Source organism: Streptomyces sp. NPDC059477 (genome assembly GCF_042749375.1).
Taxonomy (GTDB): Bacteria; Actinomycetota; Actinomycetes; order Streptomycetales; family Streptomycetaceae; genus Streptomyces.
On sequence record NZ_JBHYUG010000082.1, the window covers coordinates 1 to 26995 of the forward strand.

The window sequence follows — 26995 nt, forward strand, 5'->3', positions numbered from 1 at the left end:
CCCCGCCTCCCCCCCACCCCGCGCGCCGGGGTGGGGCCCGCCCCCCTCGACCCCCCCCCCTCGGCTCGCGACCGGCCGCCCCGGCTCGGTGAACGTTTCCGGGTCCTGACCGTGGGTCAGCGTGGCGCGCCCGCCCGGCAGCAGACCCTGAGGGCGATGATCGACTGGAGCTGGGAGCTGCTCGGCGCGCCCGAACGTATCGTGCTGCGCCGCCTTGCCGTGCACCGCGACGGCTGTGACCTGGCCGCCGCCGAAGCGGTGTGCGAGGGCGACGGCGTGGCCCGCGAGGACGTGCTCGACCTGGTGGCCCGGCTCGTCGATCGGTCGCTCGTGGTGGTGACGGATGGCCCGAGCGGGCCCCGCTACCGGCTTCTGGAGTCCGTCGCCGCGTACGCCGCCGAGCGGCTCGACGAGAGGGAGGATCTCACCGCCGTACGCGACCGCCATCTGCGCCACTACCTCGCGCTCGCCGAACGGGCCGAGGCCCGGTTGCGGAGCGCGGACCAGCGGACCTGGCTGGCCCGGCTGGACGCGGAGGCAGGCAATCTCCGCGCGGCGCTCGACGAGGCGGTGCGCCGCGCCGCCGCCGGACGGGCCGACGAGGCCATACGGCTCGCCACCGGCCTGGCCTGGTGGTGGCTGCTGCGGGGCCGTCTCACCGAGGCCCGGCGCAGCCTGGCGGCCGTCCGCGCCGCCACACCCGACGCGACCAGCCCCGAACTCGCCCTGCTGCACACCGCGTTCGCACTGCTCACCGGCGACCACACCGAGTCGCCGACGCCCTTGGCCGCCGACGCCGTCACGGACCCCGTACGACGGGGCCGGCTGCTCTGGCTCTGCGCGTACGGCCTGTTCGGCGCGGGCGACACGACCGCCGCCGCCGACCTCGACACCCGGGCGCTCGCACTCTTCGAAGCCAGCGGCGAGCCCTGGGGCACCGCCGCCGCACTCGCCCTGCGGGCCACCCTCGCCCTGACCCGCGGCGACCTCGACACACTCGGCCGGGACGGCCTGCGCGCCGCCCGGATCTTCGACCGGCTCGGCGACCGCTGGGGCAAGGCACAGACCGTGTCACCGCTCGCCGCACTCGCCGAGATCAAAGGCGCGTACGACGAGGCCGCCCGCCTCCAGTACGAAGGGCTGCGCATCGCCCGGGAGCTGGGACTGGCGGCGGAGGTATCCGCGCGGCTGTCCGGGCTCGGCCGGCTCGCCCTGCTCGCCCACGACTGGGAACGGGGCCGCGGCCTGCACGAACAGGCCCGCCGTATCGCCGTCGAACAGGGCTACAAGTACGGCGAGATCCACGCCGAGATGGGCCTCGCCCTGGGCGCGCGCCGCTCCGGCGACCTCGACGCGGCCCAGGCGCATCTCCTGCACATCCGCGACGGCTACGCCGACGTCTCCTCCGAGGCCGGCGACCACCTCCTCCTCGCCGAGCTGGGTTTCCTCGCGGAACTCCGCGGCGATGCCGCCCAGAGCCTCCACCATCAGCTGCGCGGCCTGCGCGTCGCCCGCTCCCTTGCCGAGCCGCGCGCCCTCGCCCTCTCCCTGGAGGGCCTCGCGGGCGCCGCCGCGGCACACGGGCACGGGCCCGCCGCCGAGTGCGCCGCACTGCTGCTCGGCGCGGCGGACGCGGCCCGCCGAGAAGCAGGAGGCCCGCTGCCACCGGCCGAACGCGGCGACGTCGACCGGGTGACGGCCAGGGCACGGGCGGCCCTGGGCGACCCGGCCTTCACGGAGGCATTCGGGCACGGCACCCGACTCACCGTGGCGGAAGCCCTCCGCCACGCCAGTAAGGCACTGGGCTGGCCCCAGAGCCCGACAGGGGGCGAACCGGTCGACGGCCGGTCGTCCTGAGGGCCTGTGCCGTCGCTGGTATGGGTGAATGCATGTGTCCGGGCTCGCCCGGTCCGGCCGGGCCACAGCCATGTTTCGGCGCGCTCACCTCCGCGTCCGGTACGCGGGTTCGGCCGGAGCCGGTTGACGTGGGGCCCCGGGCGTCTTCGTCCGTTCTATAGCGTTTGCGGCGCGTGGAGAGATCATCCGCCGCGCATGATGACTCTCGTCGATCCGGAAGGCCCCTATGGCCATGCCTGTGCACTCCGTGGACTCCGTGCCCTCGATGGCCTCTGGTGCACCGATCACCGCCGCAGCCACCCCAACCACCGCACACGAGCGGGAGCGTCTGGCGCGGGCGGTCCGCGCCTTCGACTGCGCCGCCACCCGCATGCTCCTGATCAGCGACGGACTCACCACCCCGCTGCTGGAGGCAACCCTCGGCGCGCCCCTGGAGGTACAGGTGACACACCTGTCCACCATGCCCAGCGGCTCCGTATGTCCGGTGATCAGTGCCCTGTTGGAGTGCGCCGCGTCGGACCGGTTCCTGGTCCGGCGTACGACTCTGGCACTGCCGGCCGGTGAAGCGGTGTCGGAGAACACGATGGTCCTGCGCCTGGGCGTGGACCCGCGCATCGACCGGGTGGCCACCGACCGCACCCGCCCGATCGGCTTCGCGCTGGCCGAGGCCGGTCTGTTGCCCTGGCGGCGGATCCTGCGCGTCGGAACCTCCCGCTGGCCACTGACCGGCGACGCGCCGCGCTGTGCGGCCAAGACCTACCTCCTGTACACGGCTGCCGGCCCGGTGATGTGCATCGAGGAACGGTTCAACCCCTGCCTGATCTCCGCACGGCCGGCCGCAGGCCGCGCGAACGCCTCCGCCGTCGAAATCGCCGAGCTTCCGCTGCTCACCCCCGAAGGAATCGCATGTTCCGGCAAAAGCTCCTGACCTCCCTCGCCGGCGGGGCCGACCGCCCGGCTGTGGTGGACGACTTGGGCCCCGTCAGCTACAGCAACCTGGACTTGTGGTCCGACCGGATCACCACGGTCCTCGGTGACCACGCCGAGACACTGGAGGAGGCGTCAGGGGAGGCGCCGGGAGAGCTGTGCACCGCCCTCCTGCTGCCCAACAGCGCCGCCTGGCTGGCCGGTTACCTGGGCGCGCTGAAGAGCGGCGCGGTGGTCGCGCCGCTCAACGCCGCGCTCACCCGGGCCGAGATCACCAAGGTCCTGGCCGGCGCCCGGCCACGGCACCTGCTGACCACACCGGAGCGCGCCGCCGAGATGGCCGCCTTGTGCCAGGAACTGCGCCTGTCCACCCATGTCCACACCCTTGACCCCGCGACCCGACCCACGTCGCTGTCGGCACCGGCAGGTCCCGGACCCCGGCCCATGGCCGCCCAGCCCCCCGACCCGCAGGACCCATGCCTGATCATGCACACCTCCGGCAGCACCGGGGCCTGCAAAGGCGTCGTACAGAACGAGCGGTCGCTGCACCTTGCCACCGGCACCTGGCACCGCCTGCACCGCCTACCCCAGGACGTGGTGGCCGTCCCACTGCCGATGGCCCACACCTACGGCCACCTCGCCGCGGTCAGCACCCTGCTGGCCGGAGCCACCCTCATCGTCTCCGCCTCCTGCGGGCCCGAACAGTGGGCACGGCTCCTCCAGAGCCACGGCGTCACCATCCTCGAAGCCGTCCCCACCCTGTACACACGGATCCTGCGCACACCCCCGTTCCAGCAGCACAGCAAGCCCGCCCTGCCGCACCTGCGCCGATGCCTCAGCGGAGGCCAGCAGGCGCCCCAGGCCCTGCGCGCGCAGTGGCAGCAGCGCACGGGCGTCCCGTTGGTGCAGAGCTGGGGCATGACCGAGCTGTCCGGGGCCGGACTGTGCGCCGCCGAGGACCTTCCGCGGTGCCTGGACAGCGTGGGCCTGCCGCTGCCCGGAGTCGAGGCCAAGGTCATGGATCCGGCCGACCCGCAATCAGAGAGCCCCCGGGACCAGGAGGGCGAACTGTGGGTCCGGGGGCCCCAGGTGACCGCCGGATACCGGAACACCTCCGGGCAGGTCCAGCCGGCCGCCGACAGCGACGGTTGGCTGCACACCGGCGACCTGGCGACCCGCGACGCCCACGGCTGCGTACGGATCGTCGGCCGCAGCAAGGACGCCATCATGACCGGCGGCTACACCATCCAGCCAGGGGAGGTCGAGGAAGCGCTGCGCTGTCACTCGGCCGTGCGGGACGTCGCCGTACTGGGCCGCCCCGACCCCGACCGGGGCGAGGTCCCCCACGCGCTGGTCGTCCTCAACAACCCCCAGGCCGCCCCCAGCAGCGGAGAACTCATCGAGCACTGCCGCACCCTGCTGGCCCGCTACAAAGTCCCGCGCACCATCGACTTCGTCACCCACCTGCCGCTGTCCCCGGTGGGCAAGCTCGACCGCCCGGCCCTGCGGCGGGAGTTCGCCGACTCCGCCGGGCAGGCAGGATGAGCCCGCGCCCGACGACTGCGGTGCCTGCCCCCCGAACCCGGACAGCCGGTACACCCGCCGCGCCGATCCCCAGTCCGATCCCGTCCTCACCACGGTACGGCGCGACCGCCCGGCCCCGATCCAGGAGCACGCCATGACACCAACACCGCCATTGACACCGGCATCGACACCCACCGCCCCCGTCATCCTGCTGACCGGCGCAACCGGCGGCCTGGGAACCGCCCTGGCCCAGACACTGGCCGCCCGAGGCACCCGCCTGGGCATCACCGCCCGCACACCGGACACACTGCACGCCCTGGCCCGCCGACTCGCCGCCACCGGAGCCGACGTCGTACCCCTGGTCTGCGACGCGGCGGACCCCGCCGACGCCGAGGCGGCCACCGGGCGGCTCATCGCCGCCTATGGACGCATCGACGCACTGATCGCCAACGCAGGTGTCGAGGGACCGGTCGGCCCGACCTGGGAACTGCCCCTGGACGACTGGTGGTCCGCGGTGCGCACCAACCTCCTCGCCACCGCGGCCACCGCCCACACCGTCCTGCCGCACATGGTCCGACAGCGCTCCGGACGGATCGTCAGCGTCAGCAGCGCCGCCGGCCACCATCGATGGCCCACGCTGTCCGCCTACTCGGTGTCGAAGGCCGCGGGGATCAAGTACATCGAGAACATCGCGTACGAGGCACGCGCACACAACATCCAGGCGTTCAGCCTGCACCCCGGCCTGCTGCCGACCGGACTGAGCACCACGGCCCTCGCCGCCGCTCCCACCTCGCACTGGCACGAGCGCCGTAGCACCTGGGTGCGGAACCAGCTGGCCGATGGACATGGCACCCCCGTCCACCGGGCCGTGGACGCCGTCATCGCCCTGCTCGACGGCGACGCCGACCACCGCTCCGGCAGCTACCTCACCGTCGAGGACGTCCTGGACACCGACACCGCCGACCAGCACCTCCCCGACGCCCCCACTCGCCCGGCGGGCACGCAGCACCACTGACCGGCGCTCCAAGGCGTGGTGGCTACGGATGGTTGGCGCGGTCGGCCGGAGTTGCCGCAGGACCAAGCGCATCGGGCGGGCGATGATTCTTCCCGAGCAGGGCGGCTACGAGGACAGCGCCGAGCGCGAGAAGGACGGCAGCGACGATGAGCGCGAGCCGGAAGCCCTCCGTCGCGGCGTGCGAGGTGTCCTCCTCCGGTACCGCCAGGACGACGAGCACCGCCACCCCCACGGCGCCGCCGACCTGCTGGACGGAGCTGAGGACGGCCGATCCGAGTCCGGCGTCCTCCCCGGTGGTGCCGGTGAGCGCGGCGATGGTCAGGGCGGGGAGCGCCAGTCCGTTTCCGAGGCTGGTGACGAGCATGCCGGGCAGTACTCCCCAGGCGTAGCCGTCGCCCGGTGCCACACCGGACAGCAGCAGTAGCCCGGCCGCGCTGATCAGGAACGACAGGACGAGAGCCGAGCGCATACCGAGCCGCGCCACTGCCCTGGAGGAGAGCCACATGCCCGCGAGGATGCCCGCGCCATAGGGCAGATAGGCGAGTCCGGCCGTGAGCGGTCCGTAGCCCAGCAAGGTCTGGAGATGCACCATCAGCAGGAAGGCCATCGCGTACATGGCGGCGGAGAAGAGCAGCGTCGCCCCATTGGCGACGGCGCGGAAGCGGAAGGAAAGGAACGACAACGGCACCAGCGGCTCGGCGGTCCGCCTCTCGACCGCGACGAACGCGGCGGCCAGGACCACGGCCACCATCAGGGGTCCGGCAGTGGCCGGGTCGCCCCAGCCCGACTCCCCGCTCCGGAGGAGTCCGTAGACGAGGGAGACCACGGCGCCGGTGCCGAGTACCGCACCGGGTACGTCGAGGCGCACCGCGTGCCCGGCCCGGCTCTCGGGTACCAAACGCGGCAGCAGTACGACGGCCGCGAGGGCCACCGGCAGGTTGATCAGGAAGACCCACCGCCAGGACGCCAGGCCGGTCAGCACGCCGGAGATCACCAGACCCGTCGTGCCGCCCAGGCCCGCGATGCCGCCCCAGACGGCGAACGCCCTGGCACGCTCCTTCGTACCGGGGAACATCAGCGCGATCAGGGCCAGCGCGGCCGGGCTGGCCATGGCCGCGCCCGCGCCCTGCACGAACCGCCCGGCCACGAGCTGCCAGGGCTCCTGCGCGAGCCCGCAGACCAGGCTCGCCGCGCCGAACAGCGCCACACCGCTGAGGAAGACGCGTCTGCGTCCCATCAGGTCGGCCATGCGGCCGAAGAGCAGCAACAGCCCCCCGAAGGCGAGGAAGTAGGCGTTGACGACCCAGGCCAGACCCGCGGTGCCGAAGCCGAGGTCCTCCCGCACGCTGGGCAGCGCGACGCTCACCACGTTGTCGTCCAGGACCAGCATGAACTGCACGAAGCACAGCACCACCAGCGCCGGACCGCGGCGCCCACCCGCGTCGCCCATGGCCGGTACCGGCGTCATACCAGGTCTCCTGTCCTGAGGAACGGCCCTTGTGAACTGCGCTGGCGCCCGGGGCGCGGTGGGTGATCGATCGGCATGCGCACGACGCTATGCGCGCGGCCCCGCTGTCCGCGATGCGCTACGGGGCCAGTTCATAGCGCGTTGAGGACATAGAATCCAAGTCATGACCAAGGCCGTCGTGAGTGCCGTACCGCCCGGGGTGGGTGCGATCGTCGTCGGGAACCTTCCGCTGGCGTCCGGGCAGTGGTTCGTCCCGCACAGCCACCCACAGCACCAGTTGGCCTGGGCGCGGAGTGGTGTGCTGGGCGTCGCCGTCGACGACGCCTACTGGGTCCTGCCGCCCAGCAGGGCGCTGTGGCTGCCCGCGGGAGTGGTCCACCGGACCGGCGCGACCCGCGAGGCGGTGCTGTGCAGCCTCTACTTCGAGCCCGACAGATGCGAGCTGGACTGGGCCGTCCCCACACCGGTCGGCGTCGATGGCCTGCTGGCCCATCTCATCGCCCACCTCAGCCGCGAAACCCTTCCCGACAGTCAGCGGCTACGGGCCGAAGCGGTCGTCGTGGATCTGCTGCGCCCTCTCCCGGCCACCCCCATCGATGTCCCGCACCCCACCGACGACCGCGTTCGCGCCGTGGCGGACGCACTGCTCACCAACCCCGCGGACACCCGGAGCCTGGAGGCACACGCACGGGCCATCGGGGTGAGCCGACGCACCCTGACCCGGCTGTTCGTCCAGGACACCGGGATGCACTTCGACCGCTGGCGCACCCATGTCCGGCTGCGCGCGGCGCTTCCCCTGCTCGCCGAGGGCCGGCCCGTCTCCCGGGTCGCGCACACCGTGGGCTACGCGACACCGAGCGCCTTCCTCGCAGCGTTCCGGCGCACCGTAGGCACCTCCCCGGGGCGCTACCTCAAGGGCGACGTCCCGTTCGAGGCAGTTACGGGCGGTGCTTCCGATGAAACGACCACGGCGAGGTCCTGACGCTCACCCGTGAGGACGGAGAGCCGAGGATCAGCCGTCCACTCCTCCAGCGAACCGTCGTACATGACCAGCGAGTCGACGCCAACCACCGTGAGGGCCAGGGCGCACAAGGAGGCCGAGATGCCTCCGCCGCAGTACAGGATCACCGGGCCCGTGTTCCGGTCGGGAAGATCCACGGAGGCGCTGAGCCGGGGACCGGTCAGGAGGCGGCCGTCGTCGGCCAGGAAGTCCTGGGCGGGCAGGCTCACGCTGCCGGGGATGCGCCCGCGCCTGCTGTAGCGGGTGGGCGTGGTGCCCTCGAAGTGCGCGGTGCTCAGCGCGCACACCAGGACGCCGGGCGCCGGCCCCTCGCTGACGGCACGGGCGCCTTCCTTCCCGATCTCCCTGTTCGCCGCGACCTATCTCATCCAGCGTCTCGCCCTGCCCTGGGAGCGGACCACCCGGCGCAAGGAACACCCATGACAGTCCTCACCGGCTCCGCCATCACCACCCCGGACCCTAGGCTCCTCCTGCGCCAGGTCGCCAAGACCTACGACGGCCTCGACGTCCTGCGCGGCCTGGACCTGACCGTCGCACCCGGCGAGTTCGCCGCCGTGATCGGCCCCAGCGGCAGCGGCAAGAGCACCCTGCTCAACCTCGTCTCCGGACTGGACCGACCCACGTCCGGCGAGATCGTGGTCGACGGAGAACCGCCCCGCACCCGCTCCGGCCGCGTCGCCCACATGCCCCAGAAAGACCTGCTCCTCCCCTGGCGCACCGTCCTCGCCAACACCGCCCTCGGCCTTGAGGCCCAAGGCGTACGCAGAACGGAGGCCCGCCGCCGCGCGGGCGCCCTCTTCGAAACGTTCGGCCTCGACGGCTTCCAGCACAGCTATCCCGCCCGGCTCAGCGGCGGTATGCGCCAGCGCGCCGCGCTGCTGCGCACCGTCCTACTGGAAAGCCCCCTCCTCCTGCTCGACGAGCCCTTCGGCGCCCTGGACTCCCTCACCCGCACCGACCTGCAACGCCGGCTCGCCCACATGTGGCACACCTACCGCTGGACGGTGGTGCTGGTCACCCACGACATCCGCGAGGCGGTCCGGCTCGCCGACACCATCCACGTACTGTCCCCGCGCCCCGCCTCGGTCACCTCCCGCATCGAAGTACCCCGCCCCGCGCGGACCGAGGGCGGGCCCCGGGCCCTGGACATCGTCACGGCCGCCGAGGTCGAGGAACGCGTCCTGGCCGCGCTCGCCGCCCCTACGGGCACCGCACGATGAACACACCTCACGACGGAACGCGGCCCCACCCGCCGGCGACCCACGGCCTGGGCCACGAACGTGTCGAACCCGACTGGGCACCGCTCACCACCGAAGAGGCGGCCGACGTTCTCGGCGGCCCCGCCCAACTGCGTCGGCACAGCCCGCGCCCGCTGTCCGCCGCGGCCATCGTCGAGCACGACGGACGGCGCGTCTTCCTCAAACGGCACCACAGCAGCGTGCGCACCCTCGCCGGACTGGAGGAGGAACACGCCTTCCTGCGGCACCTGCGCTCACGCGGAGCCCCCGTCGTCGACGTACTCGCCGGAACGGCCCGCGGCGAATGGACCTACGAGGTGCACTCCCTGTGCACCGGCACAGACCTGTACGGCGACGCGCTGTCGTGGACGCCGTTCCTCTCCACCCACCACGCCCGTGAGGCGGGCTCCGCTCTCGCCCGCCTCCGCTCTCGCCCGCCTCCACCGAGCCGCCCTCCACCGAGCCGCCCTCGGCCATCACGCCCCGGCCCGTCGCGCCCAGCCCTCGGTGTCCTCCTTCCGCGTCTTCCGCGCCCCCGACCCGCGAGCCGCCCTCGCCGACTACCTCGCCGAGCGGCCCGCCCTGGCCGAACTCCTGCGCACCCACCCCCTCGACGCCGACCTGGCCCGCTGGCACCTGCCCCTGCACGCCGGGCTGATCCCCGTACTGCCCGACCTGGAACCGCTGTGGACGCACAACGACTGGCACGCCTCCAACCTGCTGTGGGACACCTCCGGAGGTGCGGACACCGTCTCCCCCGTGCTCGACTTCAATCTCAGTGACCGGACCACCGCCGTGCACGACCTCGCGGTGGCACTGGAACGCAATGTCTTCGGCCGGCTGGACCTGCCCCACGGGCATGTACCGGTCCACTACGACCACATGACAGCCCTGCTGGAAGGCTATGCCGCCGTACGCCCCCTCACCGACGCCGAAGCCGAGGCACTGCCCGCGCTGCTGCCCCTGGTCAACGCCGAGTACGCGCTGTCGGAAATGCACTACTTCCACGACGTGACACACTCCGCCGCCAGCACCGAACTGGCCCGCGCCTACTTCACCGACCACACCCGCTGGTTCACCACGGAGCCAGGCCACCTGGCCCTCCGTCACCTACGGAACATCACCCCCACCCTGCCCAGGCGCTGACCTGGGCAGCCGCCGGGAACCGGCCGAGACTGCCGGCGACGCCGTGCTCATGGGCGCCGACGCCCGAGATGATCACGCTCTCCGGTCGGCCCGCCGGGGTGGCCGCCTCCTCACGCGACCTGGATGACGTGCTTGCCACGGACGCCGCCGGTTTCCAGGGCCCGGTGGGCGTCGGCGATCCGGTCGAGCGGGTGGACGGTGTCCACGACAGGGACGATGTCGCCGTGCTCCGCATAGCGGGTGATCTCGGTCAGCAGCTCGGTGCCGGGGTTGCCGCTGAAGAGGCGTATGCGTCCGCTCCCGTGGACGCTCGACGCGAGGATGGTGGCGAGGCCGGCGGCAATCCTGTTGAAGTCGATGGTGACGGCGACCATGCGCCCACCGGGTGCCAGCAGGCGCCGCACGCGGGACTGCTGGGTGCCGACGGTGTCGAGGACGACGTCGAAACGGCCCAGCTCGGAAAGGCGGGCCGTGCGGTGGTCGAATGCCTCGTCGGCGCCCAGGCCGCGCACGAAGTCGAGGTTCTTCGCGCTCGCGAGAGCGACGACATGGGCACCGAAGAGCTTGCCGATCTGCACCGCGACACTGCCCACGCCTCCGCTGCCCCCGCGCACCAGGAGCCGCTCACCGGGTTCGATGACGGCCTTCTCGCGCAGGGCGGTCACCGCCGTGGTCCCGCCGGCGAGCAGTGAGACGGCCTGCACCGGGGTGAGGTTCTTCGGGGCGGGGGCGATCTGGCGGGGGCGCACGGCGACGTACTCGGCCATGCTGCCCGACCTGCGCCCCAGCAGCCCCCACACCCGGTCCCCGGCCCGCACTCCCGTGACCGACGAACCGACCTCGGCGACCTCCCCGACGAAGTCGATTCCGCTCGCCTTGGGCACAGCACGGCCGGTCACCAGACGCACCTTCCCGGCCCGGGCGAGCAGATCTCCGCCGTTGACACTGGCGACCCGCACCCGCACCAGCACCTCGTCGGGGGTGGGGGCCGGCGTCGGCCTCCTGCCCAGGTAGAGGACCTCCGGGGGGCCGTAGCGGTCGAAGAGGGCTGCGCGCATGTCGCTCATGATCTCGTCCTGTGTCGCGTTGCGAAGCGGTACGGGTGCCATGTGCGCCCGCTGGTACGCTCACGCTAAACTGGTAAGTGGACGACCTCGTCCGTTTAGCTCGAAGTGAGAGACATTGCCTGCTCAGCCGTCTCACAAGCCGTCCGGAACCGCCGGTGCCGTGCCCGCCGGCGACATGCCCGCCGGCGACATGCCCGGCGACGCGGACCCGTCGTCCCTGCGCGCCGACGCCCGGCGCAACCGGGAACGCATCCTCGAAGCCGCGCGCGAGGTGTTCGCGGCCCAGGGCATCGACGCCCCCATGAGTGCCGTCGCCCGCCGCGCCGGCGTCGGCGTGGCCACCCTCTACCGCCGCTTCCCCACCCGCACCGCGCTGGCCACCGCCGCCTTCGCCGAGCAACTCGCGCTGTGCGCGACGGCCCTCGACGACGCCCTTGCCGACCCTGATCCCGGGCGCGGCCTGTACACATTTCTCAAGGAGGTGTGCGTCACACAGGTGACCGACCGTGGCTTCACCCCCGTGTTCCTGGACCAGTTCCCCGGCCCCCTCGATCACGAACGCGAACGTGACCGCGCCGAAGATGGTTTGGCACGCCTGGTCCAGCGCGCCCGTGAGGCCGGACAACTGCGCGACGATTTCGACCCCGCCGACATCACCCTCCTGCTCCTGGCCAACAGCGGCCTCATCGGACAACCGCGAGAAGTCGCCCTCGCCGCCTCCCGGCGCCTGCTCGCCTATCTCTTCCAGGCGTTCCAGGCACAGGGCTCCGCCCCTCTCCCGCCTCCCGCAGCGAGGGGACCACATGAGATCCACCGGCCACCGGGTCTTCTCCCTTGAACCCGTGCGCCGCCGGATCACCACCGAGCCGCTGCCTCTGCGGCTCCAACCCTTGAGTGTGGCGAGGCGGCTGGCCGGGTCCTCGGCGACGACGGGCAGGAACTCGATCGCCGTGGGCCCGGCCGGGCAGTCCTGGTTCAGCCGCGTCAGCCGCTTCAGAGGCTGCGGGCCGTGATGTCACCCCGGGAGGTGGTGGCGCGGATGTCGAGTTCGGCGGTGCCGTCGTTCTTGAGGGCGTTGCTGACGCGGCCGTGGTCGGTGCCGGCGTCCAGGGTGGCCGAGACGCCTGCCGCGGCGGCGACCGAGATATCGCCGGACTGGGTGCGGAGCACGACCGTGCCGCGCACGGCCTCGGCGATCCGGATGTCGCCCCTCGCCGTGCTGATCTCCGCGGAGCCACCCAGCCTGCCGACCTCGACGTCACCGTCGACCGCGGTGAGACGGACGCTCGCGGCCTCATCGATCTTGATCTGGCGGTACGCGCCTTCGAAGGTGATGTCCCCGAGGCGTCCGACACCGCGCAGCTCGGCGCTCGCGGTCCGCGCCTCGACGTGGGAGCCGGCGGGCAGTTGGACGGTGACCTCCAGGGATCCGGAGGGACCGGAGAGCTGATTGCCGTCGGCATTGGCCGTGATCCGCAGGACACCATCGGCGTAGGTGACTTCGGTCCGCTCGGCGGTCTTGGTGTCGCGGCTCTTCGCGGGATCGGCGGGCAGAACCTCGACGGTGGTGTCGGCGCGGTCCGCGCCGATGAACTGGAGGCGTCCGGCGGGGATGTCCAGGACGGCGGAGATCGTGGCGGGGGTGTCGAACTTCTGCATCGTGCTCTCCCGTTTCTGCTCGTTGTTTCTGACACCAGAAACGCTACGTTGCCTTTCAATACTCAGCAACGATTGAGTTGCATTACATCGATATAAGAGCAGGTAGATGCAGAGAAACTGTTGCAATGGTCTTGGCCATAACGCAACGATCGGCCCTCTATCCATTGCAATGAGTGAGAGGTGAACGCTATGGTGGGGGATCAACGACCGCCGTGAAGGATCACCGAGGAGATTGCGATGCCGGGAGGCAGGCTCACCCAGCAGGAACGCCAGCAGATCGCGCTGGGGCTGGCCGACAGCCTCCCCTACGCCGAGATCGCCCGACGCCTAGACCGCCCGACCTCGACGATCACGCGCGAGGTGATGCGCAACGGCGGCCCCACCGCCTACCGCGCCGAACTGGCCCAGCGCGCCACCGAACGCCGCGCCCACCGGCGCAAGCACACCCCGCCCCGAGGACCGGGGGCGCCGCGACAGGGCCACGGACGCGACGACGAGGCCGTGCGCGAGTACGAGGAGACGTTCACCACCCTCCTGATGCAACAGGGCCTGCCCAAGATGACGGCCCGGGTGCTGACCTGCCTCTTCATCGCCGACGCGGGCAGCCTCACCGCGTCCGAACTCATCCAGCGCCTCCAGGTCAGTGCGGCGTCCGTCTCCAAGGCGATCACGTTCCTCGAAGAACAGGGACTCGTCCGCCGGACCCGCGACGAACGCCGCCGCGAGCGCTACTGCGTCGACGACGACGTCTGGTACCACTCGACGATCGCCAGCGCCCATGGCATCGCCCAGATCGCCGAGACCGCGCGCCAGGGCGTCGGGGTCCTCGGCCGCCACAGCCCGGCCGCCGCCCGCCTGGAGAACATCGCCCGCTTCAGCGACTTCATCAGCGAGAGCATCTTCCGCGCCGCGGAGCAGGTCCGCGAAGTGCTCCGCACGAAACCCGAGACGATGCCGGGTGACACCACCAGGCCGGGTCCGGATCGCGGATAGACAGCCGTCCAGGGGCCGGTGAGACCGGCACTCTCATCGCAGTTCGGTGGCTCACCGGGGGCGGCATCTGCCGAGGTGCGGGGTGGGGTACGGCTCCAGGCCGCCCGTCCCGCCGAGCGCAGGCGCCGCCGCCTCCGCTCAGGTCGTGCCCAGGCAGGCCGCGCCGATCAGTCCCGCGGCCGGGCCGAGGGCGGCGATCAGCAGGGGTGGGGCGTCGGGGCGGGCCGCGGCGCGTTCGGCGTAGGCGGACTCGATCGCCGAGCGCACCGGCCCCCGTGCCGTGCCGAGGCCGCCGCCGAGGATGATCGCGGCCGGGTCCAGCAGCCGTACGGTCATGGCGAGCACGGTGCCCAGGGCCGCTCCCGCGCTGGCCAGGACGTGCGCCGCGACCGGGTCGCCGCGATCCGCCAGTTCGGCCACCTCGCGGGCGCCCGGCGTGGTGGCGCCGCCGAGGCCGGTGCGCCGGTCGCCGATGCCGCGGCCCGAGCAGTACCCTTCCAGGCTGCCCCGCCAGCCGGGGTCGACCGAGGCCGGGACCTCGAACTCGCCCAGCGCGATGGCCTCACCACGCCGCCCCGGTACCGGAGTTCCGCCGAGCACCAGCGTGGACGAGAGCCCGGTGCCCAGGGACACGTAGAAGAAGCTGTCCAGGCCCGCCCCGGCGCCGTGGCGGGCCTCGCCCAGCGCCCCGCAACGCGCGTCGGAGCCGACCGTGACAGGCACTCCGGGCAGTTCGGCGCGCAGGAGCTTCAGCGGCTGGATGTCCCAGGCGAGGACCTCACGGCTGGTCAGCAGCCCGTCCGCGGCGACGTACTCGGGGAAGCCGGCGCCCAGCGCGACAACGGTGAGCCCACGCCGCCCGGCCTCCGCCAGCAGGGCGCGCGCGGCGGCCACGGTCCCGGCCAGACCGGGGTCGCGCAATCGGCCCTCGACCGCGGTGGGCCGCTCTTCACGGTGCACTACGGTGCCGTCGGCGGCCACCAGACCCGCGGCGATCTTGGTTCCGCCGACGTCCAGGGCGGCGGTGACTTCGGTGGTGCTCACAGGTGCCTTCTTCTTTCGTGCGCGGCTCTATCGCGCAGCTCTCCTGCGGGGCCTTGGCAGGCGGCTCGCCAGCACGGCATTCGTGCGCGATTCCCGCACACGGCTCCGTACACGACTCCCACACGCGACGTCGCCACGCTCCCGCCCTCCGGCATTCCGCCCTCAGTCCGCCGTCCGATGCAACGTCGCCTCGAAGCGGTAAGCGTCCCCGCGGTAGACCGCGCGGCCCAGCAGCACCGGGATGTCCTGCGGATCGCAGGTGACCTCCTCGCCGACCAGGACGGGAGCGCCGGCGGGGAGCCGCAGCAGCTCGGCGGTCGCCGGGTCGGCGCCGATCGCCTGGGCCGTATATGTGCTGCGCATCACACGGATCCCGGCGACCTCCTCCAGCGCCGCGAAGAGGGAGCGGTCGGTGAGGTCGGCGGTCTCCAGGCCCGGGGCCCGTGACCGGATCAGCACCGTGGTGTCGACGCAGACGGGCACGTCGTCGAGTCCGCGGACCCGGGAGATCTCCAGGACCTCGGAGGCGGGGGCGACCCGCAGCCGGGCGGATTCGTCGTAGGTCGCCGGGCGCACCGTGCGGTGCAACAGCCGGGCCGTGGGCCGCAGTCCGCGCTCGCGGGCGATGTCGGTGAAGCTCCGCAGCAGGCTCGGGGGCTCACTGACCACATCCGTCGAGACGAACCAGCCGCGCTGGGCGGAGGAGTGGACCCGCCCCTCGGATTCGAGCGTCGCCAGAGCCTGCCGCAGGCTGTTGCGGCTCACCCCGACCCGGGCGGCCAGGGCGCGCTCGCCCGGCAGCCGGCTGCCGGGCACCCAGACCCGGCGATCGAGGAGCTGCGCCAGTTCCTGGTGGGCGAGTTGAACGGCTGGCCCCGCCCCCGGCGGGGTGTCGTGTTCGGTCACGACAGGAAAGTACCAGAGCAACCAGTTGCCGGACCAGATACCAATCTGGTGCAAACACTGGACTATCTGGTCTGATCTGCTGCATGATCCGAGCAGCACCGAGGATCCGGAATCTCGTGTTCCCCTTCAGGGGCGTGCCGTCTCCAGGCGCGTCCCGCTTCCGGGGGCACGTCCCGCGTTCCTCCGTGCCGCCTTCAGTCCGCAGAGCCAAGGAAGTCTCAGATGTCGGTGCGCTCGCCCCTCCGCCTCGCCGTGATCGGCGCGGGAACCATCTCCCAGTCGGTGCACCTGCCCGCCGTCCGGCGCCTGGGCGCGCTCTTCGAGCTGGCCACGGTGTGCGACCTGTCACCCTCCAGGGCCGCCGAGGTGGCCGCGGGGGCCGGTGCGGGCGTGCGCTCCACCCACGACTACGGCACCGTCCTGGCCGACCCGGACATCGACGCCGTGCTGCTGGCCACCCCCGGCACCCACGCCCAGGCCGCCCGCGCCGCCCTGGAGGCCGGCAAGCACGTCCTCGCCGAGAAGCCGCTCTCCCTCACCGTCGCCGAGGCCGCCGAGCTGGGCGCGCTCGCCGAGGCCAGGGGCCTGGTCCTCCAGGTCGGCTACATGAAGATGTACGACCCGCTGACCGAGGTCGCCGCCGCCGAGCTGGCCGCGCTCGACACCCCGCGCACGGTCCGCGTCACCGTCCTGCACCCCGCCGACGAGCCCCAGGTCGAGCACCTGCGCATGACCCGCCCCGCCGACGACGCCGACCCGTCCGTGATCGAGGAGGCGCGGGCCTACGAGGCCGCCCGCACCACCGAGGCCCTCGGCGAGGTCCCCGCCGCCCTGGCCGGCTACTACCGCGACGTCCTCAACGGCTCCGTCATCCACGAGCTGTCGGTGCTGCGCGCCCTCGGCTTCACCCTGCCCACCGCCTTCGACTCCGCCGAGCTGTGGCCCTGGCCCGTCGCCGGGGAGCCGCCGTGCCTGCTGGCCACCGGCGACCTGGGCGACGGCGCCAGGCTGGTCATCAACTGGAACTGGCTGCCGGACCACCCCGAGTACGGCGAGGAGATCGCGGTGCTGGCCCGCGACGGCCGGCTGCGCCTGGACATGGCCGCGCCCTACCTGACCGATGTGCGCAGCTCACTGCGGGTGGAGCGGGCGGAGAACGGCGTACGCCACGACTCCACCCTCCAGCACGGCTACGACACCGGATTCGTCCGCCAGCTGGAAGAGTTCGCCGCCTGTGTGCGCGACGGCGCCCCGGTCCGCTCCGGCGCGGCCGGTGCCGCCGAGGACATCCGCTGCCTCCAGGCCCTGCTCGCCGCACTCGCGGCCCGCGAGGGCGTGAAGGTCGGCGGCGAAGCGGCCGGACAGGAGAACGGCAAGTGACCACGCCCCACCACACCACCTCGACCCAGCACGTCACCGAGACCCACCCCGGCACCCAGCCCCACCCGGCCACCACGCCCCACCCCGTCACCTCGGCCCAGGACGCCACCCCGAACCGCCCCCGCCTCGGCAACGCCCCCGTCAGCTACGGCGTCTACGGCGAAGGCGCGGGCGGTGACGGCGCCTCCGGCGACGCCCTCCTCGCCTCCATGGCCGAGGCCGGCTACGAGGGCAGCGAACTCGGCCCGCCCGGGTTCTTCGGCACCCCCGAGGAGACGGCGGCCCTGTTCACCCGCCACGGCCTGACCGCCGTCGGCGCCTACATCCCGGTCCACTACGCGCTCGGCGACGACGTCGTCGCCCACGACATGCGGCGGATGGAACAGACCTGCCGCGAGCTGGCCGCCTGCGCCGAGCGATCCGGCGAGCAGCCGCTCGCCATCCTCGCCGACGAGGGCAGCCAGGCCCTGCTGGAGAACCCGGCCCGCGCCTGGGACGACCGGTCGCTCGCCCTGGACGAGTCCGGCTGGCGGCGCCTCGCCCAGCTCTCCGCGGACGCGGTCGCGCTGGCCGCCTCGTACGGGCTGCGGACCTCCTTCCACCCGCACATCTCCACCTACGTCGAGTCGCCGTGGGAGGTCGAGCGGCTGCTGGAGCTGACCGAGGTCGGGCTGACCCTGGACATCGCGCACATCCAGCTCGCCGGCGGCGACCCGGTCCAGTGCCTCAAGCAGTGGCGCGAGCGCATCAACCATGTGCATGTGAAGGACGTCGACATGGACGTCATCCGCCGTGCCAAGGCCGAGCGGCGCAAGGACTTCGACATCTGGTGGGCGGACGTCTGCGTGCCCTTCGGCAAGGGTGACGTCGACATCGACACCTTCCTCGCCGAACTGCTGCGCGGCGGGTACCGCGACTGGCTGCTGGTCGAACAGGACCGCGCCCCCACGCCCGCCGATCTCTACCCGCAGGTCGCCGCCGAGCAGGCCGCGAACCACGCCTGGCTGGCCGCCAAGGTCGCCGCACACTCCTGAATCCACCACGTCACCCCTGTCTCCCGGTTCGCGATGGCGCGGGCCCAAGAAGTCGGAGCACCCATGAAGAAGCCGCGTTGGAGCATGGCGGCAGGCATCGCCCTGACGGCCCTGCTGGCAAGCGCCTGTAGCGTTCCCGGGGCCGGCGGCCCGGCCGCCTCCTCCGGAATCCAGGGGCCTCGCATCACCGAGCGCGTCACCCCCGAGGACGTCGCGGAACTGGGTGACACCACCCTGCGCGTCCTCGCCGACGCCGGTGAGGAGGGCACCCTGGAGAAGCTGGTCCCGCTCTACGAGAAGAAGTACCCCAACGTCAACGTAGAGGTCGTCACCAAGGGCTTCGACGACCTGATGAAGACCGTCGTGAACTCGATGTCCGGCTCCGACGCCCCCGACATAGCCCAGGGCAACCAGGGATACGGCACCGACGGCCCGCTCGTCGAGGCCGGACTGCTGCGCCCGCTGGACGACGTCATGCGCACCTACGGCTGGGAGAACACCTTCACCGACGGCGCCCTCAAGCAGTACCGCTGGTCCCAGGACGGATCACTGTTCGGCTCCGGCAGCCTCTACGGCATCAGCCCCGCCACCGAATACGTCGGCGTCTTCTACAACACCCGCACCCTCGACAGGCTGGGCATCGAACCCCCGAAGACCTACGAGGAGTTCACCCGGGCACTCGACAAGGCCAAGGACGCGGGCACCCAGCCCCTCATGCTCGGCAACGCCGAGAAGTACCCGGCCAGCCAGGTCATCGGCCTGGTCCAGGCGCAGAACGTGCCCAGCCGCGACGTCCGCTCCTGGATCAGCGGCGTGCCCGGCGCCACCATCGCCGACAAGGGCACCGAGGACGCCGCCAGGACCGTACAGAACTGGGCGAAGAACGGCTACTTCGGCAAGGGCTACGACGGCATCAGCTCCGACGACGCCGTCGCCAAGTTCAGCCAGGGCCAGGGCGCCTTCCTCGTCGCCGGCTCCTGGAACGCGCCCACCCTCCAGGAATCCATGGACGGCGAGGTCGGCTTCACCCTGCCCGCCCGCGCCGACGGCACCCGCGCCTCGGTGGGCTCCCTGGGCCTGGGCTGGCACATCTCCGCCAAGACCAAGAAGACCAAGGCCGCCGTCGCCTTCCTCGACATGCTGATGAGCAAGGAATTCGCCCAGACCCTCGCCGACGTCGGCCGCACCCCGGTCACCGGCGGCACCGGCGTCAAGGCTGCCAGCCCGGTCGTCGAGCAGGTCAACGACATCGGCCTGAAACTCCTCGCCGACGACGGCCAGAACTTCTACCTGGACTGGGCCTCCACCACGATGTACGACACCGTCGGCGCCACCACCCAGGACCTGCTGTCCGGACGCATCACCCCGGCCGGCTTCGCCCAGGGCCTCCAGAAGGACTGGCAGTCCTTCGCCGACAAACAGCGCGCCGCCGCGGACGCCGCCGCCAAGGACGCCTCGTGAGCACGCGCACGGCGCCCGCCCCGGCCACCCGGGGCGCGAAGACGGCCGAAGACCCCATGCCGCCCCGGAGCAGAGTGCGCGCCTGGGCCGCCCGCCAGTACTGGCCGGCCTTCCTCTACCTCGCGCCCGCCGCTGTCTTCTACATCCTGTTCGTGCTGCGCCCGCTCGGCCAGACCGCCTGGATCTCGCTGTTCCACTGGGACGGCATCACACTCGGCCAGTGGGCCGGACTCGACAACTACACCGCCCTGTTCGCCGACGGCCGGATTCCGGCGGCGATGGGCCACTCCCTGGTCTTCGTCGTCTTCTACGCCTTCCTCCCGGTCGCGATCGGCCTGGCCCTGGCCGGACTCATGTCCCGGATCAAGGTCCGCGGCCTCACCTTCTTCCGCGCCGTGCTCTTCCTCCCGCAGATCCTCGCCACCGTCGTGGTCGCGGTCTCCTGGCGCTGGGTCTACGACATCGACGGCCCCCTCAACGCGGCCCTGCGCGCCGTCGGCCTGGGCTCCCTGGCCCGCGCCTGGCTCGGCGACTACTCCACCGCACTGCCCGCGGTCGGCCTCATCGGCACCTGGGTGATGTTCGGCCTGTGCATGGTGCTCTTCCTGGCCGGGGTGCAGAAGATCCCGGTGGAACTGTACGAGTCGGCGCGCCTGGACGGCTGCGGCCCCATCCGGGAGTTCTTCACCGTCACCCTGCCCGCACTGCGTGGCGAGTGCGCGGTCGCCCTGGTGCTCACCGTCACCTACGCGCTGCGCAACTTCGACCTGGTGTGGAACACCACCGCCGGCGGTCCCGGCTCCTCCACCTCGGTCCCCAGCGTCTTCATCTACCAGGGCGCGTTCCTCACCCGCGAGGTCGGCGCCGCCTCCGCGATCTCCATCTGCCTGACCGTGGTCGTCCTCGCCGTCACCGCCGTCATCATGCGCCTGGTGCGCGGGAAGGAGAGCTGACAGGTGAACACCCACAGCAGCCGCCGCCAGACCGTCATCGGTCACGCCATCCTGGGCATCGCCGCGCTCATCGCGCTGTACCCGTTCCTGTCCGTCGTCCTGCTCGCCCTGAGCGAGCCCGGCAGCCGCCACAGCGGCTTCTCCCTCCCCACCTCCGTCAGTCTCGACAACTTCGCCGAGGCATGGGACCGCGGACTGTCCGCCCAGCCGCTGATATCCAGCCTGCTGGTCGCCGCCGTCGTGGTGGTCATCACCATCCTGCTCGCCGTCCTCGCGGGCTACGCCTTCTCCGTCTTCCCCTTCCCCCTCAAGGGCCTTTTGCTGGTACTGCTGCTGGCCGGACTCGTGATGCCCTACGAGGCGACCGTCATCCCGCTCTACCACCAGCTCAAGTCCTGGGACCTGATCAACACCTACTGGGCGCTGATCCTCCCGCAGATCGGCCTCTCCCTGCCGTTCGCGATCTTCTGGATGCGGACCTTCTTCGACTCCACGCCCCCCGCGCTGCGTGAAGCCGCCTCCGTCGACGGCGCCTCCAGGTTCCGCACCCTGCGCTCGATCCTGCTGCCGATGTCCATGCCCGCGATCGGCACCCTGGCCACCCTGCTCTTTCTCTTCGCGTGGAACGAGTTCCTGCTGGCCCTGGTCCTCGTACCGGACAACCAGAGCGTGCAGACCGCACCGCTCGCCCTGTCGTTCTTCGCGGGCAACCGCCGCAACAGCGACCCCGGCGTCACCGCCGCCGCGGCCGTCCTGGTCGCACTTCCCGTGCTCATCAGCTACCTCGCCCTGCAGCGCCGCATGATCAGCGGCATGCTCGCCGGCGCCGTGAAGGAGTAACACCGTGTCAGCCCCCCTGTCCCCGCGCGTCTTCGACAGCCCCGGCGCACTCGGCGAGACCCTCGCCCGAGAGATCGCCGACGGCATCGCCGAGGCCGGCCGCGCCGGACACCGCTACGTCCTGGGCTGTCCCGGCGGCCGGAGCCCCAAGCCGGTGTACGACGCGCTCGCCGCACTGACCGCCGAGCGCGGACTCGACCTGAGCCATGTCGTGATCGCCATGATGGACGAGTACGTCGTGCCCGCCCCGGACGGCGGCTACCAGGACGTCCCCCACAGCGCCCACAACAGCTGCCACCGCTTCGCCGACGAACACATCGTGGCCCCCCTCAACGCCGCCGCCGGACCCGGCCGCGGCATCCCGGCCGCCGCCGTCTGGTTCCCGCACCCCGCCGACCCGGCCGCCTACGAGGAGCGGCTCGCCGACGCGGGCGGGGTGGACCTCTTCATCCTCGCCACCGGCGCCTCCGACGGGCACATCGCCTTCAACCCGCCCGGCTCGCCCGAGGACAGCACCAGCCGCGTCACCGTCCTCGCCGACACCACCCGCGCCGACAACCTCGCCACCTTCCCCGGCTTCGCCTCCCTCGACGAGGTCCCGCGCCACGGCGTCACCGTGGGGGTGCGCACCATCGTCACCCACACCCGCCGCGCGGTGATGGTGGTCCACGGCGAGCACAAGCGCCAGGCCGTCCACCGCCTCACCACCACCACGGGCTACGACCCCTCCTGGCCCGCGACCCTGCTCACCCTGTGCAAGGACCCCGCCCTGTACGTGGACCGGGCCGCCGCCGGCATCCGGCAGGACGCGGCATGACGTACGACCTGATGACGCTCGGCCGGGTCGGGGTGGACCTCTACCCCGAACAGATCGGCACCGGCCTCGCCGAGGTGCGGACCTTCGCCAAGTACCTCGGCGGCAGCGCCACCAACGTGGCGGTCGCCGGGGCCCGGCACGGACTGCGCACCTCCGTCACCACCGGCGTCGGCGACGACCCCCTCGGCGGGTTCGTCCGCACCGCGCTGCGCGGCTTCGGCGTGGACGACCGGCACGTGGTGACCGTCCCCGGTGCCCAGACCCCCATCGTGCTCTGCGAGATCTTCCCGCCGGACACCTTCCCGCTCTACTTCTACCGGGCCGACGCGCCCGACCTGCGCATCACCGAGGACCACCTGGACACCGACGCGCTGCGCACCGCCCGGGTCGTCTGGATCACCGGCAGCGCACTGTCCGCACAGCCCTCACGCGACACGACCCTGCGTGCCATCGCCGACCGCGAGCCCGGCACCGACACGGTCTTCGACCTGGACTGGCGCCCCATGTTCTGGAGCGACCCGGCCCAGGCCCCGGCCCACTACGCCCGCGCCCTGGAGCACTGCACCGTCGCGGTCGGCAACCGGGACGAGGTCGAGGTCGCCGTCGGCACCCGCGACCCGGACCGGGCCGCCGATCTGCTGCTGGAACGCGGGGTGCGCCTCGCCGTCGTCAAGCAGGGTCCCGCCGGAGTCCTGGCCCGGACCGCCACCGAGAGCGTGGTGCTGCCGCCGGTGCCGGTGGACGTCGTCAACGGGCTCGGCGCGGGCGACGCCTTCGGCGGAGCGCTGGTCGCCGGACTGGTCGCCGGACTGCCGCTGACCCGGATCCTGGAGAACGCCAACGCCGCCGGGGCGATCGTCGCCTCCCGCCACTCCTGCGCGGACGCCATGCCCACCCCCGATGAGATCGACCGGCTGCTGGCCGGCCGCCGTACCAGCCCTGGAGCACAGCAGTGATCACCACCACCCGCCCCGCCGCCGACCTCGCCGCGGTGGCGCACCTGCGGCTGACCGACCCGGACGCCATCCGCCGGGCCGCCGCGGCCCGCCCCCGGTTCGACACGGCGCGCCTCGCCCGGCCGCTGTTCATCCTGGCCGCCGACCACCCGGCGCGCGGCGCGGTCGCGGCCGGCGGCGACCCGACGGCCATGGGGGACCGCCACGAACTGCTGGCCCGCTGCCTTGTGGCACTCTCCCGGCCGGGCGTGGACGGCTTCCTCGGCACCGCCGACCTGGTCGAGGACCTGACGCTGCTGGGCGCCCTCGACGGCAAGCTGGTGCTGGGCTCCATGAACCGCGGCGGACTGCCCGGCGCCTCCTTCGAACTCGACGACCGCTTCGGCGGCTACGACGCCCGGGGCATCGCCGAAGGCGGCCTGGACGGCGGCAAGATGCTGCTCCGCATCGACCCCGCCGAGCCGGGCACCGCGGCGACCCTGACCGGCACGGCCCAGGCCATCAACGAACTCGCCGAACGGCGTCTGATGGCCCTGGTCGAGCCCTTCAAGTCGGTGCGCGAGAACGGCAGGGTCCGCAACATCCTGGAGCCGGACGCGCAGATCTGGGCCAACAACATCGCCCAGGGCCTCGGCCGCACCTCCGCCCACACCTGGCTGAAGGTGCCGGTGGTGGACGAGATGGAGCGGATGATGGCCTCCACCACCATGCCGACCCTGCTGCTGGGCGGCGAGGGCGGCGGCGACCCGGATGCGATGTACGCCTCCTGGCAGAAGGCCCTGCGGATCGAGCACGTCCGCGGGCTGATCATCGGCCGCACCATGCTCTTCCCCTCGGACGGTGACGTCCGCGGCGCGATCGACACGGCGGTCTCCCTGCTGGGCCGGGACGAGGACATCCGATGACCGGCTCCCTCCACCTGCCCGCCGGTACGGCGGGCACGGACGGCTTCAGCCTGGCGATCACCCCCGAGAAGGCGGGCTGGACCTACAGCTCGCTGCGGGTGCTGGAACTGGCGCCAGGCGAGAGCGCGCGGTTCACCACGGGCGACAGCGAGTGCATCGTGCTGCCGCTGGCCGGCGCCTGCCAGGTCACCATCGACGGGCACGCCTTCGAACTGGCCGGCCGCGCCGACGTGTTCACCCGCGTCACCGACTTCGCCTACGCCCCGCGCGACGCGCAGGTCACCGTCCACTCGGCCGCGGGCGGACGGTTCGCGCTGCCCGCCGCCCGCTGCGAACGACGCCTCGAACCCGCCTACGGCCCGGCCGAGAACGTCTCCGTGGAGACCCGCGGCGCCGGCAACGCCACCCGCCAGGTCAACAACTTCGCCTCCCCCGAGGGCTTCCCCTGCGACCGGCTGGTCGCGGTGGAGGTCCTCACCCCGGACGGCAACTGGTCCTCGTACCCCCCGCACAAGCACGACGAGCGGGCCGAGGACGAAGCCGTACTCGAAGAGATCTACTACTTCGAACTGGGCACGAGGGGCGGCCCCGGCACCGCCCCCATCGGCTACCAGCGGGTGTACACGGACGGCATCGACGTCCTCGAAGAGGTCCGCCAGGGCGACGCGATCCTGGTGCCCCGTGGTTACCACGGCCCCTCGATGGCCGCCCCCGGCTACCCCATGTACTACCTCAACGTCCTGGCGGGCCCGCACCCCGAGCGGACCATGGCCTGCTGCGACGACCCCGCGCACCACTGGGTACGGGCCTCATGGGAGGGCATGGCAGCGGACCCGCGCGTGCCCCTGTGCGACGCGGAGGGACCCCGATGAGCACCACCCGGGCAACCCGCCGGCTCACCACCGCCCAGGCGCTGGTGTCGTTCCTCGCCCAGCAGTACACCGAGCGCGACGGCGTCGAACACCGGCTGATCGAAGGCTGCTTCGGCATCTTCGGCCACGGCAATGTCGCCGGAATCGGACAGGCGCTGCTCCAGCAGCCCGACGACCTGGCCTACTACCAGTCCCGCAACGAGCAGGCCATGGTGCACGCCGCCGTCGCCTTCGCCCGCACCCGCCGCCGCCTCTCCACCCTCGCCTGCACCACCTCCGTCGGCCCCGGCGCCACCAACATGGTCACCGGCGCGGCACTGGCCACCATCAACCGGCTGCCCGTCCTCCTCCTGCCCGGCGACACCTTCGCCACCCGCGCCGCCAGCCCGCTCCTCCAGGAACTGGAACTGCCGCACGCCGGTGACATCACCGTCAACGACGTCTTCCGCCCGGTGTCCCGCTACTTCGACCGCGTCTGGCGCCCCGAACAGCTCCTCTCCAGCGCGCTCCAGGCGATGCGGGTACTGAGCGACCCGGCCGAGACCGGCGCGGTCACCCTCTGCCTGCCGCAGGACGTCCAGGCCGAGGCGGCCGACTTCCCCGAGGAGTTCTTCGCCCGCCGCGTGTGGCACGTACGCCGTCCCGCTCCCGACGAGTCCGCGCTGGCCGCGGCCGTACGGCTGCTGCGCCACGCCGAGCGTCCGCTGATCGTGGCCGGCGGCGGTGTGATCCACTCCGACGCCACCGAGGCACTGGCCCGCTTCACGGCCGCCACCGGCATCCCGGTCGCGGTCACCCAGGCGGGCAAGGCCGCGCTGCCCCACGGCCACCCGGCCGCGGCCGGCGCGATCGGCCACACCGGCAGCGAGGCCGCCAACACCCTGGCCCGCGAGGCCGATGTGGTCCTCGGCATCGGCACCCGCTGGCAGGACTTCACCACCGCCTCCCGCACCCTCTTCGCCGACCCGGACGTCCGGTTCATCAACCTCAACATCACCTCCCTCGACACCGCCAAACAGGCCGGACTGATGCTCCAGGCCGACGCCCGCGCCGGTATCGAGGCACTGGCCCGCGCGCTGGCCGGGCACACCGTGCCCGCCGCCCGCCGCGCGCGCACGGCCGAACTGGTCCGCCGCTGGGACGAGAAGGTGGAAACCGCCTTCACCCGCGCCACCACTCCGCTGCCCGCCCAGAGCGAGATCCTGGGCGCGATCCGCGACGCCATCGACGACCGCGACGTGGTGATCTCCGCCGCCGGCTCGATCCCCGGCGACCTGCACAAACTCTGGCGCCCCAGCGACCCGCTGGGCTACCACGTGGAGTACGGCTACTCCTGCATGGGCTACGAGATCGCGGGCGGCCTCGGCGTGAAGATGGCCGCGCCCGACCGGCAGGCGGTGGTCCTGGTCGGCGACGGCTCGTATCTGATGATGGCCCAGGAGATCGCCACCGCCGTGGCCGAGCACCTCAAACTCGTCATCGTCCTGGTGGAGAACCGCGGCTACGCCTCCATCGGCGCGCTCTCCGCGTCCCTCGGCTCCGAACGCTTCGGCACCCAGTACCGCTACCGCGACGAGGACACCGGCCGGCACGACGGCGGCGCCCTTCCGGTCGACCTGGCCGCGAACGCCGCGAGCCTGGGCGCGGACGTCATCCGTGCCTCGGGCACCGACGCCTTCCGTGAGGCGTTCGCCCGGGCACTGGCCAGCGAGCGCACCACAGTGGTGCACATCGAGACCGACCCGCTGTCCGCCTCACCCGCCTCCGGGGCATGGTGGGACGTACCGGTGGCCGAGGTGGCATCACTGCCCTCGACGACGGCGGCCCGCCGGACCTACGAGACCCACAAGACGGGCCAGCGCCCGCTGCTGCGACCCACCGACTGACCGGAACGGACCGGCCGGAGGCGCGT

26 protein-coding genes are annotated in these 26995 nt (G+C 72.3%); 20 read left to right on the forward strand and 6 right to left on the reverse strand.

Annotation, left to right across the window (positions count from 1 at the left end; translation table 11 throughout):
- The 4 genes from ACFXAZ_RS30370 to ACFXAZ_RS30385 form a co-directional block, all read left to right on the forward strand.
- A partial coding sequence (locus ACFXAZ_RS30370) for an ATP-binding protein (protein ID WP_384597667.1) occupies window positions 1–1857 on the forward strand: 1857 nt, incomplete at its 5' end.
- Window positions 1858–2122: 265 nt separating this feature from the next.
- Window positions 2123–2785, forward strand: a complete 663-nt coding sequence (locus ACFXAZ_RS30375; protein WP_384597669.1) for a hypothetical protein — start codon at window positions 2123–2125, stop codon at window positions 2783–2785.
- Window positions 2764–4329 carry a class I adenylate-forming enzyme family protein gene (locus tag ACFXAZ_RS30380; protein ID WP_384597671.1) on the forward strand — a complete coding sequence of 522 codons (1566 nt, stop codon included), beginning with the start codon at window positions 2764–2766 and terminating at the stop codon, window positions 4327–4329. The genes ACFXAZ_RS30375 and ACFXAZ_RS30380 overlap by 22 nt, the downstream gene beginning before the upstream one ends.
- A gap of 133 nt (window positions 4330–4462) precedes the next feature.
- Entirely contained in the window at window positions 4463–5323 is an 861-nt protein-coding gene (locus ACFXAZ_RS30385; protein ID WP_384597672.1) for an SDR family NAD(P)-dependent oxidoreductase, read from the forward strand.
- 22 nt (window positions 5324–5345) lie between these two features.
- Here the strand turns inward: ACFXAZ_RS30385 and ACFXAZ_RS30390 are convergent, their stop codons facing one another.
- Window positions 5346–6791 (reverse strand): MFS transporter, encoded by a 1446-nt coding sequence (locus tag ACFXAZ_RS30390; protein ID WP_384597674.1) that lies wholly within the window; start codon window positions 6789–6791, stop codon window positions 5346–5348.
- 163 nt (window positions 6792–6954) lie between these two features.
- On the opposite strand from ACFXAZ_RS30390, the gene ACFXAZ_RS30395 reads away from it, so the two are divergent.
- Window positions 6955–7773, forward strand: coding sequence for a helix-turn-helix domain-containing protein (locus tag ACFXAZ_RS30395; protein ID WP_384597677.1), 819 nt, complete (start codon window positions 6955–6957; stop codon window positions 7771–7773).
- Here the strand turns inward: ACFXAZ_RS30395 and ACFXAZ_RS30400 are convergent.
- A complete protein-coding gene (locus tag ACFXAZ_RS30400; protein ID WP_384597679.1) occupies window positions 7698–8099 on the reverse strand; it encodes a sulfurtransferase in 402 nt (133 codons plus the stop codon). The genes ACFXAZ_RS30395 and ACFXAZ_RS30400 overlap by 76 nt on opposite strands.
- Between ACFXAZ_RS30400 and ACFXAZ_RS30405 the strand changes: the two genes are divergently transcribed.
- From ACFXAZ_RS30405 to ACFXAZ_RS30415, 3 genes are all read left to right on the forward strand, one after another.
- Entirely contained in the window at window positions 8062–8235 is a 174-nt protein-coding gene (locus tag ACFXAZ_RS30405; protein ID WP_384597757.1) for a hypothetical protein, read from the forward strand. The genes ACFXAZ_RS30400 and ACFXAZ_RS30405 overlap by 38 nt on opposite strands.
- Window positions 8232–9032, forward strand: coding sequence for an ABC transporter ATP-binding protein (locus ACFXAZ_RS30410; protein WP_384597681.1), 801 nt, complete (start codon window positions 8232–8234; stop codon window positions 9030–9032). The genes ACFXAZ_RS30405 and ACFXAZ_RS30410 overlap by 4 nt, the downstream gene beginning before the upstream one ends.
- 414 nt (window positions 9033–9446) lie before the next feature.
- Window positions 9447–10196 (forward strand): phosphotransferase, encoded by a 750-nt coding sequence (locus tag ACFXAZ_RS30415; RefSeq protein ID WP_384597685.1) that lies wholly within the window; start codon window positions 9447–9449, stop codon window positions 10194–10196.
- Between the two features lie 110 nt (window positions 10197–10306).
- On the opposite strand, the gene ACFXAZ_RS30420 is transcribed toward ACFXAZ_RS30415, so the two are convergent.
- Entirely contained in the window at window positions 10307–11263 is a 957-nt protein-coding gene (locus ACFXAZ_RS30420) for an NAD(P)-dependent alcohol dehydrogenase (RefSeq protein ID WP_384597688.1), read from the reverse strand.
- A gap of 115 nt (window positions 11264–11378) precedes the next feature.
- On the opposite strand from ACFXAZ_RS30420, the gene ACFXAZ_RS30425 reads away from it, so the two are divergent.
- Complete coding sequence (locus ACFXAZ_RS30425) at window positions 11379–12101, forward strand: TetR/AcrR family transcriptional regulator (RefSeq protein ID WP_384597693.1); 723 nt, start codon at window positions 11379–11381, stop codon at window positions 12099–12101.
- A gap of 155 nt (window positions 12102–12256) precedes the next feature.
- On the opposite strand, the gene ACFXAZ_RS30430 is transcribed toward ACFXAZ_RS30425, so the two are convergent.
- On the reverse strand, window positions 12257–12922 hold the full coding sequence (locus tag ACFXAZ_RS30430; protein ID WP_384597696.1) for a DUF4097 family beta strand repeat-containing protein: 666 nt from the start codon (window positions 12920–12922) through the stop codon (window positions 12257–12259).
- Window positions 12923–13159: 237 nt separating this feature from the next.
- Between ACFXAZ_RS30430 and ACFXAZ_RS30435 the strand changes: the two genes are divergently transcribed.
- Entirely contained in the window at window positions 13160–13915 is a 756-nt protein-coding gene (locus ACFXAZ_RS30435; RefSeq protein WP_384597700.1) for a helix-turn-helix domain-containing protein, read from the forward strand.
- Between the two features lie 138 nt (window positions 13916–14053).
- On the opposite strand, the gene ACFXAZ_RS30440 is transcribed toward ACFXAZ_RS30435, so the two are convergent.
- Window positions 14054–14959, reverse strand: coding sequence for an ROK family protein (locus ACFXAZ_RS30440; RefSeq protein WP_384597705.1), 906 nt, complete (start codon window positions 14957–14959; stop codon window positions 14054–14056).
- A gap of 162 nt (window positions 14960–15121) precedes the next feature.
- Window positions 15122–15865, reverse strand: coding sequence for a GntR family transcriptional regulator (locus ACFXAZ_RS30445; RefSeq protein WP_382679871.1), 744 nt, complete (start codon window positions 15863–15865; stop codon window positions 15122–15124).
- A gap of 222 nt (window positions 15866–16087) precedes the next feature.
- On the opposite strand from ACFXAZ_RS30445, the gene ACFXAZ_RS30450 reads away from it, so the two are divergent.
- The 10 genes from ACFXAZ_RS30450 to iolD all read left to right on the forward strand — a co-directional run bounded on the left by ACFXAZ_RS30450 (window position 16088) and on the right by iolD (window position 26969).
- Window positions 16088–17245: a Gfo/Idh/MocA family protein gene (locus ACFXAZ_RS30450; RefSeq protein ID WP_384597710.1), complete on the forward strand. Its 1158-nt coding sequence runs from the start codon at window positions 16088–16090 to the stop codon at window positions 17243–17245.
- The gene (locus ACFXAZ_RS30455) at window positions 17242–18279 is read left to right on the forward strand and encodes a TIM barrel protein (protein WP_384597713.1); all 1038 of its coding nucleotides are present in this window, start codon (window positions 17242–17244) and stop codon (window positions 18277–18279) included. Before ACFXAZ_RS30450 ends, ACFXAZ_RS30455 begins: the two co-directional genes overlap by 4 nt.
- A 63-nt stretch (window positions 18280–18342) precedes the next feature.
- Window positions 18343–19740, forward strand: coding sequence for an ABC transporter substrate-binding protein (locus tag ACFXAZ_RS30460; RefSeq protein WP_384597715.1), 1398 nt, complete (start codon window positions 18343–18345; stop codon window positions 19738–19740).
- Complete coding sequence (locus ACFXAZ_RS30465) at window positions 19737–20693, forward strand: carbohydrate ABC transporter permease (RefSeq protein WP_384597718.1); 957 nt, start codon at window positions 19737–19739, stop codon at window positions 20691–20693. The genes ACFXAZ_RS30460 and ACFXAZ_RS30465 overlap by 4 nt, the downstream gene beginning before the upstream one ends.
- Before the next feature lie 3 nt (window positions 20694–20696).
- A complete protein-coding gene (locus ACFXAZ_RS30470) occupies window positions 20697–21533 on the forward strand; it encodes a carbohydrate ABC transporter permease (RefSeq protein WP_384597720.1) in 837 nt (278 codons plus the stop codon).
- Between the two features lie 4 nt (window positions 21534–21537).
- Window positions 21538–22350: a 6-phosphogluconolactonase gene (locus ACFXAZ_RS30475; RefSeq protein WP_384597722.1), complete on the forward strand. Its 813-nt coding sequence runs from the start codon at window positions 21538–21540 to the stop codon at window positions 22348–22350.
- Complete coding sequence (gene iolC / locus ACFXAZ_RS30480; RefSeq protein WP_384597724.1) at window positions 22347–23306, forward strand: 5-dehydro-2-deoxygluconokinase; 960 nt, start codon at window positions 22347–22349, stop codon at window positions 23304–23306. Before ACFXAZ_RS30475 ends, iolC begins: the two co-directional genes overlap by 4 nt.
- Entirely contained in the window at window positions 23303–24211 is a 909-nt protein-coding gene (locus tag ACFXAZ_RS30485; RefSeq protein WP_384597727.1) for a deoxyribose-phosphate aldolase, read from the forward strand. Before iolC ends, ACFXAZ_RS30485 begins: the two co-directional genes overlap by 4 nt.
- Window positions 24208–25083 carry a 5-deoxy-glucuronate isomerase gene (gene iolB / locus ACFXAZ_RS30490; RefSeq protein WP_384597731.1) on the forward strand — a complete coding sequence of 292 codons (876 nt, stop codon included), beginning with the start codon at window positions 24208–24210 and terminating at the stop codon, window positions 25081–25083. The genes ACFXAZ_RS30485 and iolB overlap by 4 nt, the downstream gene beginning before the upstream one ends.
- A complete protein-coding gene (gene iolD / locus ACFXAZ_RS30495) occupies window positions 25080–26969 on the forward strand; it encodes a 3D-(3,5/4)-trihydroxycyclohexane-1,2-dione acylhydrolase (decyclizing) (RefSeq protein ID WP_384597734.1) in 1890 nt (629 codons plus the stop codon). Before iolB ends, iolD begins: the two co-directional genes overlap by 4 nt.
- The last annotated feature ends 26 nt before the right edge of the window (window positions 26970–26995 follow it).